This window comes from Streptomyces sp. NPDC007875, assembly GCF_042868035.1.
GTDB classification, from domain to species: Bacteria; Actinomycetota; Actinomycetes; order Streptomycetales; family Streptomycetaceae; genus Streptomyces; species Streptomyces antimycoticus.
In genome coordinates, this window is record NZ_JBIADZ010000005.1 from 504721 (window position 1) to 513539 (window position 8819).

The 8819-nt window shown below is 66.9% G+C and carries 9 protein-coding genes and 3 pseudogenes; 4 read left to right on the forward strand and 8 right to left on the reverse strand.

All coding sequences use genetic code 11. The features are described 5' to 3' along the window. Positions 1-3 precede the first annotated feature (3 nt). Positions 4-1152 carry a DUF475 domain-containing protein gene (locus ACFYOY_RS14535; protein WP_351883933.1) on the forward strand — a complete coding sequence of 383 codons (1149 nt, stop codon included), beginning with the start codon at positions 4-6 and terminating at the stop codon, positions 1150-1152. A gap of 162 nt (positions 1153-1314) precedes the next feature. Here the strand turns inward: ACFYOY_RS14535 and ACFYOY_RS14540 are convergent, their stop codons facing one another. Further along, complete coding sequence (locus ACFYOY_RS14540) at positions 1315-1680, reverse strand: ArsR/SmtB family transcription factor (protein ID WP_388587231.1); 366 nt, start codon at positions 1678-1680, stop codon at positions 1315-1317. Positions 1681-1749: 69 nt separating this feature from the next. Then, positions 1750-2202, reverse strand: a pseudogene (locus tag ACFYOY_RS14545) (tellurite resistance TerB family protein); the annotation flags it as partial. A 141-nt stretch (positions 2203-2343) separates the two neighbouring features. Here ACFYOY_RS14545 and ACFYOY_RS14550 point away from each other — a divergent pair. Continuing rightward, positions 2344-2628 (forward strand): annotated as a pseudogene (locus ACFYOY_RS14550) (aldehyde dehydrogenase family protein); the annotation flags it as partial. A gap of 75 nt (positions 2629-2703) precedes the next feature. Here ACFYOY_RS14550 and ACFYOY_RS14555 read toward each other — a convergent pair. Together ACFYOY_RS14555 and ACFYOY_RS14560 are read right to left on the reverse strand one after the other, a co-directional pair. Next, positions 2704-2962: pseudogene (locus tag ACFYOY_RS14555) on the reverse strand (transposase family protein); the annotation flags it as partial. Positions 2963-3009: 47 nt separating this feature from the next. Beyond that, a complete protein-coding gene (locus ACFYOY_RS14560; RefSeq protein WP_351883931.1) occupies positions 3010-3606 on the reverse strand; it encodes a TetR/AcrR family transcriptional regulator in 597 nt (198 codons plus the stop codon). Between the two features lie 87 nt (positions 3607-3693). Between ACFYOY_RS14560 and ACFYOY_RS14565 the strand changes: the two genes are divergently transcribed. Continuing rightward, the gene (locus tag ACFYOY_RS14565) at positions 3694-4425 is read left to right on the forward strand and encodes an SDR family oxidoreductase (protein WP_351883929.1); all 732 of its coding nucleotides are present in this window, start codon (positions 3694-3696) and stop codon (positions 4423-4425) included. A 197-nt stretch (positions 4426-4622) separates the two neighbouring features. Here the strand turns inward: ACFYOY_RS14565 and ACFYOY_RS14570 are convergent, their stop codons facing one another. The 3 genes from ACFYOY_RS14570 to ACFYOY_RS14580 form a co-directional block, all read right to left on the reverse strand. Further along, a complete protein-coding gene (locus ACFYOY_RS14570) occupies positions 4623-5489 on the reverse strand; it encodes a helix-turn-helix domain-containing protein (RefSeq protein ID WP_388587197.1) in 867 nt (288 codons plus the stop codon). 127 nt (positions 5490-5616) lie between these two features. Further along, on the reverse strand, positions 5617-6585 hold the full coding sequence (locus tag ACFYOY_RS14575; protein WP_351883925.1) for a hypothetical protein: 969 nt from the start codon (positions 6583-6585) through the stop codon (positions 5617-5619). A 24-nt stretch (positions 6586-6609) separates the two neighbouring features. Next, positions 6610-6810, reverse strand: a complete 201-nt coding sequence (locus tag ACFYOY_RS14580) for a hypothetical protein (protein WP_351883923.1) — start codon at positions 6808-6810, stop codon at positions 6610-6612. A gap of 19 nt (positions 6811-6829) precedes the next feature. Here ACFYOY_RS14580 and ACFYOY_RS14585 point away from each other — a divergent pair, with 19 nt between their 5' ends. Further along, positions 6830-7786, forward strand: a complete 957-nt coding sequence (locus ACFYOY_RS14585; RefSeq protein ID WP_388587201.1) for an alpha/beta fold hydrolase — start codon at positions 6830-6832, stop codon at positions 7784-7786. Positions 7787-7834: 48 nt separating this feature from the next. Here ACFYOY_RS14585 and ACFYOY_RS14590 read toward each other — a convergent pair whose 3' ends face one another. Continuing rightward, a complete protein-coding gene (locus ACFYOY_RS14590; RefSeq protein ID WP_351883919.1) occupies positions 7835-8503 on the reverse strand; it encodes a class I SAM-dependent methyltransferase in 669 nt (222 codons plus the stop codon). Positions 8504-8819: the final 316 nt, after the last annotated feature.

Here is an 8819-nt window from a genome sequence, read left to right on the forward strand (position 1 = left end):
CCAGTGCTTCTGAAAACCTTCGGCTGGTCGTTCGCGGTCACCGCGCTCGGCCTGGTCGCGGCGGTGTTCTACGGGGGGTGGACCGGCTTCGGGATCGTGGCGATCCTGTCCATCCTCGAGATCTCGGTGTCCTTCGACAACGCCGTGGTCAACGCCGGGATCCTGAAGAAGATGAATGCCTTCTGGCAGAAGATCTTCCTCACCATCGGTGTCCTGATCGCGGTCTTCGGCATGCGCCTGGTCTTCCCGGTCGTGATCGTCGCCATCAGCGCCAAGATCGGTCCGGTCGAAGCGGTACGGCTCGCGGTGGACGACAAGGACAAGTACCAGCAGCTGGTGACCGACGCCCACCCGTCGATCGCCGCCTTCGGTGGCATGTTCCTGTTGATGATCTTCCTGGACTTCATCTTCGAGGACCGGGAGATCAAGTGGCTCGGCTGGCTGGAGCGTCCGCTCGCCAAGCTCGGCAAGCTCGACATGCTCTCCGTCTGCATCGCGCTGATCGTGCTGCTCGTCTCCGCGATGACCTTCGCCACCAACGCCCACCAGCACGGCGGCATCCATGTGGACAAGACGGCGACCGTCCTGATCGCCGGTATCGCGGGCTTGATCACCTATCTGATCGTCGGCGGCCTCTCCGGCTACTTCGAGAACAAGCTCGAGGAAGAGGAGGAGCGCGAGCACGAGGCCGAGGAAGAGGCCAAGAGGAGCGGCAAGAAGGTCCCGGCGGTCGTGATGGCCGGCAAGGCCGCGTTCTTCATGTTCCTCTACCTGGAGGTCCTGGACGCGTCCTTCTCCTTCGACGGCGTCATCGGCGCCTTCGCGATCACCAACGACATCGTCCTGATGGCGCTCGGCCTCGGCATCGGCGCGATGTACGTCCGGTCGCTCACGGTCTACCTGGTCCGCCAGGGCACCCTCGACGACTACGTCTACCTGGAGCACGGCGCGCACTACGCGATCGGCTCCCTCGCCGTGATCCTGCTCGTCACCATCCGGTACGAGATCCACGAGGTCATCACGGGCCTCGTCGGCGTCCTCCTGATCGCCTGGTCCTTCTTCTCCTCGGTCCAGCGCAACCGCAGGCCAGCGGCGGCCGGGGGAAAGGACACGGGGTCCGACGAGAAGGTTGAGGTCTCCTCCGGCTCCTGAGCCGGGCCGCCGGCGCGGGCCGCGGGACCGCCGCCAGAGCGGGGCAGAGCCGACGCGCGCTCGCCGTGCGTCGTGGCGGTGAGCAGTGATGGCTACGCAAACCTGCGGAAGTCCTGGCGGGAAGGCATCCGTCGAGAGCGGGAGGCCGACCGCTCGGCATGCTCAGCCCTGGGTAAGAGGGGGGTCCGGTGGTTCGGAGGGGGCGAGGAGGTAGGACTGGAGCTGCCCGAGCAGTTCGGCGATGCCTTCCCGGTCGGCGCGGTAGCGGACCAGTTTGCCGCTGCGCGTCGACTGGAGCAGGCCGCCGCGCCGGAGGACCGCGAGGTGCTCGGAGGTGGTCGACGGGCCGAGTCCGGCACGCTCGGCGACCTCGCCGACGGTCAGTTCCTCGCCATTGATGAAGTGCGCGAAGAGCTTCTGACGGGTTCCGCTGGTCAGCGCCTTGAGGAAGACCTGGAGGTCGTCGCCGGGTACGGCGGCCTCGGGCCGTATCACCCGTCCCGTACCGGAATCCGCCCGCCCGGACACCCGGTCGCCGGTCGCCTGTGGGAGCTCACCCGGGGCCCGGGACGGGCGGGGGACGCGGAGCGGGCGGTGGAGGTCGAACTCGGTCGGGGGGATGTCCAGGGCTGAGCACGCCTCGCGGACGACGTCCCGTTCGCTGTCGTCGAAGTAGCCGTCGGCGCAGCCGATGACGATGCCGATCTGGATGACGGCCCGGGCCTCGGCGGGCCTCCGCTTCGCCTTGCCGATCTCCCGCATGGCGCTCGCCCTCCCGAGGGCGAAGTCCGTGGTGAGCTCGTCGAGGTGGTCCTCGAAGCGGCGGTGCAGATCGTCCGCGGAAAAGTTCTGGAGCACGTCATTGGTGGCGATGAGCTGGGCGACGCGCTGCCGCTCGGACAGATCGATCGTGCCGTCCGCCGCAGCCACCAAGGCACACATCGCCATGCTCGCGTCCCGGAAAGCCCCGCTCCGCAAGTCGTTCTTCTTCGCCGTGAGCTGAGCCTGCATCGTCTGGACCGAGTCCTTGAGGCGGTCCCACAGCGTCATCTGCATCTCCTTCTCAGTAATACCTCCATAGTGAGGAGAAAACAGAATCTACAGGTTTGTAGAGCCCCCTCGCGTGCCGCCACGACACCCTCGCCTCCCCTGGCTTCAAATGATCGGTTGCGGCCCGCCCATGCTTCTACAGTGCTGCAGATTTACGTCTTCGGCCGCAGCCGCCGGCAAGGGCGCGACAGTGCTGCTGGGCGGCGAACGCCCGGACGGCCCGGCTGGTTCTACCCGCCCACCGTGCTGACCGGCGTCACGCCGCAGATGCGGATGTACCACGAGGAGGTCTTCGGCCCCGTCGCGCAGGTGTGGGCGGCCCCCTCGCTGGAGGAGGCCGCGCGCGAAGCCGACGGGCACCCCTACGGGCTCGGGTCGAACCTGTGGAGCGAGGACGAGGCCGAACGCGAACTGTTCGTCCGCGATGTGCAGTCGGGCCATGGCCTTCCCTTCCTCGACCACCTCAACATCATTGAGCTTCTTCAGCGGTGCCGCTCCAGGGTGAGTACGGCCCGGCTGTACAGGGGGAGAGCCACAGCGGTCGGCCGCTGGGGTAGGTGACGACCTGCACGTTCACGCCGTGCCGGCGGTGCTTGGCCGAGCAGTCCGCCCGCCCGTCACCGACGCGGTCGCACTCGGCGAGGGTGCCGTCCAGCAGGACGAAGTCCGGGTCGGCTTCGCGCAGGGCCTTGAGCAGGCCCGGTGCGCGCTCGGCGAGCAGGTCGATGACCGCTGTGGTGTAGGCGTGAGCAGTCGACTGTCACACACCCTCGGCCATCCCCCGATCGGTGGCCAGACCGAAGAAGCTCAGTGAGCGGGGCGGGGCAGTACAGCAAGGGCTGTCCAGGCTATATCGGTCAGCGTCTCCTCGCTCGCTCCGGCCTTGCCCAGCGCTTCAATGCCGCGCAGTACGGCGAGCACTAGCGCAGCCAGCTTTCCCGGATCCGCGTCCGCGGCAATATCGCCATTGCGCTGACAGGCTGCGATGTCGCCCTCCAGTAGCGCCTGCAGCGCCTCGATGGCCGCGCGCGCCCGCTTGGCCACCGTCTCGTCGTGTTCGGCCAGCTCGGCGGCGCCCTTGGCCAACAGACATCCGCGGTGGGCGGTGTCCGCGGCAGTCGCCGCCGCCACCGCGTACACGTGGGCGGACAGCCGCGCGTAGGCGTCCGCGTCGTTGCCGCGCAGCTGCCGGCTCACAGCGTCGACGACGGAGCCGCAGTAGTCGTCGAACACGCGGTGGAACAGTTCCTGCTTTCCGCGAAACGCGCCGTACAGGCTGCCTTTGCCGAGCCCCGTTGCCTCGGCAATGTCTTCCATTCGCGTGGCGGCGTACCCACCCGACCAGAACCGCTCCCGGGCAGTGTCCAGTACCTGCTGCTCGTCGAACTTCCTAGGTCGTGCCATGGGGACAGCCTACCCATTCTTGACTGGTTCGTCCATAACGGCTAGCGTTATGGACGAACCAGTCAAGAATTGAGGAGTGGGCACGTCATGACGGAAGTACTCGCAGGCAAGGTGGCGGTGGTCACCGGAGCAGGCAGCGGCATTGGGCTTGCCATCGCCAGGCGGTTCGCCGCGGAGGGGGCACGGGTGTTCCTGGCCGGTCGCCGTCAGGAGCCGCTCGACGCGGCCGTCGCCGAGATCGGGCCGGCCGCCACTGGTGTGAGGACCGACGTTTCGGTACAGAGGGACCTCGATGACCTTTACTCGGTCGTGCGCGAGGAGGCGGGCCGCATCGACGTGCTTGTCGCCAACGCCGGCAGCGCTGTCCCTCAGCGTCTCGGTGAGATCACAGAGGAAGCCATCGACGCCACCTTCGGTACGAACGTGAAGGGCACGATCTTCACCGTGCAGAAGGCGCTGCCCCTGCTGTCGGACGGCGCCTCGATCGTAGTGACAGGATCGACCAGCTCCCTCCGCCCCGGACCGAGCCTGGAAATCTACGGCGCATCGAAGGCAGCGGTGCGCAACCTGGTGCGCAGCTGGGCGCTCAGCGCGCAGGAACGGAAGTTCCGGGTGAACGTGCTGAGCCCCGGCCCGACCGAGACCCCGGGCCTGGTCGGCGCCGTAGGTCCGGACCACCAGCTCGCCTCGGAGGTGCCGCTCGGCAGGATCGGCCGCCCGGATGAGATCGCCGCCGTGGCGACGTTCCTGGCCTCGGACGCTTCCAGCTTCGTCAACGGCGTCGACTGGTTCGTCGACGGAGGCCAGGCGCAGGTCTGACCGCGCCCCTCATGCGGTGGGCATACCGGGCACCCTCAATCGCCAAAGCCGTACTCACCCTGGAGCGGCACCGCTGAAGAAGCTCATTGAGACGCTGAGCTCATGGGGCCGGCGGTGGCGGTGTGGTCATCGGCCGGAAGAGCCGCTGCGACGGGTCGTCCTCCCAGGATCACATGTCGCCCAGCCATCCACCCGGCTCAGCCGGGTGACAGCGGCAGCGTGGTCTGGGTGGCGGCAATTCGCACGTACTCCAGTTTTTCCTCGTCCGAAGTACCCGGCTCTGCCGTATAGGTTACGATCCTCACATCGTGGTCAGGCACCTTCAGTACATCGTTGTCGAGACCTATCTCCCCCACAAGAGGATGCCGCAGGCGTTTATGGCCGCCGAGGCGGGAGCCGAGTGCTGGGGTGCTCCATAGGTTCCGGAACTCTTCGCTGTTACTCATGACCTCATCAATCAGAACTCTGAACTCCTCATCATGAGGATATGCTCCGTGCGTTATCCGAAGATCTACGACGAGAGCGGCTTTGAATTCGGGGGTACTCTGCTCGACGGGAAAGAGCGGACGGCCCGTGTCCGACGGATCGTTGAAGACCGCGCGTACCAGGTTTCGTTCCTCTGGCGTTCGACGGGACGGGTCACCCAGCAAGGCCGCCCACATGGAGGTCCATGTCAGCAGGGTCCATGAGGCGGAGAACACTCCCACCGGGATGTTTCCCCAGCGGCTGACGAGCCGTTGTACACCTGGCGGCATCTGATGCGGGATTTTGGGCGGCGTCGGCGGACGAAGGCCGGCCACCAGGTGCAGATGGCAGGTTTCATCCGTACTGAGTTGCAGCGCGCGGGCGAGTGAGGCCACGACGTCGCGAGAGGGGCGCTGAGACCGGCCCTGTTCAAGACGCAGAAGGTAATCCGTGGATATTCCCGCCAGATGAGCAAGCTCTTCGCGGCGCAAGCCGGCGGTGCGTCGCCGGCGGGTGGCCGGCAGTCCGACGTCTTCAGTCGTAATGCGGGCACGCCATGCACGGAGCGTGTTCCCCAGCGAGTTCTCTGGACGACTCATGTTCCCATTGTTACCGACCCTGCGGTCGGTAACATGGTACTGCCGTTCCTGGGATACATAGGGCGGCCGGTATGCCGGAGGCGGGTAGTTCGGGTCGATCGAGGGCAGTCGGCGCAGCCGCGTTGCCTCAGTTGTGGCGACCCAGATGGGCCGTCAGAAGATTCGCGTCCCCGCCTGTGGTGAGCGCACCGCTGGCAACGTAGACCGTGTCGCCGTCGACCGCCAGTGATGTGGTGTTCTCCAGACCATCGCTCTCATCGAGGACGATACGGTCAGCCTTGCCCGGAGTGATGAGGACCACCTCGCTCGGGACATTGAGTGCGGCCAGCAGCTGATCACCGCGGCCGGTAAAGGCGAAATCATCGACGCTGTCGAGTCCGGATGCCACGACCTGATGCGGACCAGCCGTTCCCTTGCCCGTCAGCGGTATACGAAGGATTGTTCCCCGGTCGATGTTGGAGACCCATACAGCTCCGTTGTGCACCTTCACGCCGTTGGCGCCGAAGAAGTGAGTCGGGGCGAGATCCTCTCCCCCAGCCCAGGGCTTGGCAGTTCCGCCGTGCGATCCGACCTGCCACACTCTGCCCTGTGTGGAGTCGGTGATGTAGAAATTGCCCGTACGGTCGTCCCTGGCAAGTCCGTTGAGGAAGCTCGCCGCCGGCAGAGCGGCGACGCGCTCCGGTTTGCCTCCCGGGCGCAGTTTCCAGAGGCCAGTGAGGGATTCGTCCCCTGCCGAATACAGGAAGTAGAGGGTTCCCTCTCCGGTTCGTTCGATCCCCGTCACTGCGGCGAACCCGGTGCCAGGGGTGTTCACGCCCCCATCCGCGGGGAGCGGCATGGTCGCCAATACCTCCACACGTCCGCCGAGCGTGACGTGAGCCACCTGCCGCGACAGGATGAGGCCGACATCCGCTGACCCGTTCGGCCGCACGGTGACGCTCTCCGCCACCTGCCCGGCTGGACGGTCGAAGTGGGCAACGATCCGCGGGTGCGAGAGGGGCGGCACAGCCGCTTCGGCTGTCGACGAGACCGCGGTAAGTCCGATCACGGCGCCGGCAGTGGTCACCGCCAGGTGGAAGACAAGGTGTTTCGGCATGGTCGCCTCCGAAGGTGATGCGCTTCATAACAGGCGGGCCACTGCGGCAAGCAGGGGGAGGGGGAACAACGGATGTTCCGCCAGATCTGCCCGGGCAACCGCAAACTGGCCTGCGGGAAGAAGCATCAGCGCACCCGCGTGGCTCAACCAGTACCCGGCTTGTCCCTGGAACCGCAGGACCATGCTGTCCGGCGGAGTCCGGTCTTCCGCGTCGCCGACGATCATGACGCGTACGCTCGTACGCATGGTTGAGCATCGACTGGTCGACACGAACGGGATTCGGCTGCACATCGCCGAGGAAGGCGAAGGCCCCCTGGTCGTGCTGCTGCACGGCTTCCCCGAGTCATGGCGCTCCTGGCACCACCAGTTCGGTCCCCTGGTCGAGGCGGGCTTCCGAGTGGTCGCCCCCGACCAGCGTGGATACGGGCGCAGCGACCATCCCGAGGACGTCGGCGCGTACAGCATCCTCCACCTGGTCGGCGACGTCGTCGGCCTGATCCGGGCACTGGGCGAGGACAAGGCGTATGTCGTCGGGCACGACTGGGGCGCTCCGGTCGCGTGGAACACCGCGCTGCTACGGCCGGACATGGTGCGCGGGGTGGCCGGCCTGAGCGTGCCACCGCCCTTCCGCGGCGCGCAGCCTCCGCTGGCCGCCATGGAAAAGAAGTTCGGTGGCCGCTTCTACTGGAACTACTTCAACCGCCCCGGTGTCGCCGACGCCGAGCTCGCGAGGGACACCCGCACCGCGTTGCGGAAAATCTTCTACTCGATTTCCGGCGACGCTCCCGACACGGGCCGACAGCCGCTCGTCGTCCCGGAGCAGGGCTGGCTCGCCACCATGCAGGACCCCGAAGTACTTCCGGAGTGGTTCACCGAGGACGACCTCGACGCACTCACCGAGAGCTTCTCCCAGGGCTTCACCGGAGCTCTCAACTGGTACCGCAACCTCGACCGCAACTGGGAACTGACCGCGCCCTGGCAGGGCGCCGTCCTCACCCCGCCCGCCCTGTACATCTACGGCGACCGCGACCCCGTTCCCGCTTTCCCCGGCACGCCCGAACTCATCGCGAGCCTGCCCGACTTGATGCCCAACCTGCGACGCGCGCCCCTCGAACTGGCGGGCTGCGGACACTGGACACAGCAGGAACGCCCGGCAGAGGTGAACGCCGCGCTCATCGAATTCCTCACGACCTGCTCGTGAGCCCGGCCCGCCGAGTGACCGGACCCGACATCCGGGTGTGCCCGGTACTCAGCCGTGGCGCTTGGCCATGACGACCACGCTCGGCCCGCTGTGCTCATCCGCGGGGAGCCGAAGTTCGGCGACCGGGTGCAGGCCGGCCTGCTCGATCAGGTCCACGAGTTGTTCCGGCCGCCATTTGTGGGTGGTCCAGCGAACGGGCACGCCTCCGTAGGCCTCGGTGCGCACCGCGTCCTCGTCGCCGACGTGTGTTCCGGTGATGAAGTGTCCGCCCGGCTTCAGGGCGTGCGCGAACAGGGTGAGGACCTGGGGAAGGACGTCGCGAGGGAGGTTGAACAGTGACCACCACCCGAGTACGCCGCCAAGGGATGCTTCTCCGAGGTCGAGGTCGGTGGCGGAGGCGACGCTGAAGTGGCATTGCGGATGAAGACGGCGCGCGTTTTCGATCATGCGGGGTGAGAGATCGACTCCGGACACGTCGAGTCCGCGTTCGGCGAGGTAGGCGGTCACCGTTCCGGGTCCGCAACCGACGTCGAGGACGGGCCCGAGCTCGCCCACGGTGTCAGCGAAGGCATCGATGGATGCCTTGAGCCAGGGATGACTACGGATGTCGCCGACTCCCGTCGTCACCACCATGTGGGCGTAGTTGTCGGCCACCCGGTCATAGGACTCGCGGACCACGTCGAGATCGGCTGGGCGGTCTATGGGGTGTGCGCGCATCAGCCAACAATAGGACGACGGTCACCTCACGGGCGCAGGAAGGACTCGATGACCGTGGCGGCGTCCTCCGTCGTGACCGCCTCCGCGATCACCCGGGCCTTCTTCTCGGCCTCGCTGCTCGCGCGAGGTGTCCCAGCAGGTGCGTATCAGGTGTCCGGTCCGCCCGAGGGCGGACGTCGGCCCCGCGCTCGCGGGAGGCGCAGGGGGCCGCCGGTCCGACGTCAGCCCTTGCGGGTCTTGACCTCCTCGGTCAGCTGCGGGACGACCTCGAAGAGGTCACCGACCACGCCGTAGTCGACCAGATCGAAGATCGGAG

Bases quoted from the DNA above. Each gene is read 5' to 3' on its own strand.
- ACFYOY_RS14590 (WP_351883919.1), bottom strand. From the start codon at position 8,503: ATGCGCGCACACCCCATAGACCGCCCAGCCGATCTCGACGTGGTCCGC.
- ACFYOY_RS14585 (WP_388587201.1), top strand. From the start codon at position 6,830: ATGGTTGAGCATCGACTGGTCGACACGAACGGGATTCGGCTGCACATC.
- ACFYOY_RS14570 (WP_388587197.1), bottom strand. From the start codon at position 5,489: ATGAGTCGTCCAGAGAACTCGCTGGGGAACACGCTCCGTGCATGGCGT.
- ACFYOY_RS14565 (WP_351883929.1), top strand. From the start codon at position 3,694: ATGACGGAAGTACTCGCAGGCAAGGTGGCGGTGGTCACCGGAGCAGGC.
- ACFYOY_RS14560 (WP_351883931.1), bottom strand. From the start codon at position 3,606: ATGGCACGACCTAGGAAGTTCGACGAGCAGCAGGTACTGGACACTGCC.
- ACFYOY_RS14575 (WP_351883925.1), bottom strand. From the start codon at position 6,585: ATGCCGAAACACCTTGTCTTCCACCTGGCGGTGACCACTGCCGGCGCC.
- ACFYOY_RS14580 (WP_351883923.1), bottom strand. From the start codon at position 6,810: ATGATCGTCGGCGACGCGGAAGACCGGACTCCGCCGGACAGCATGGTC.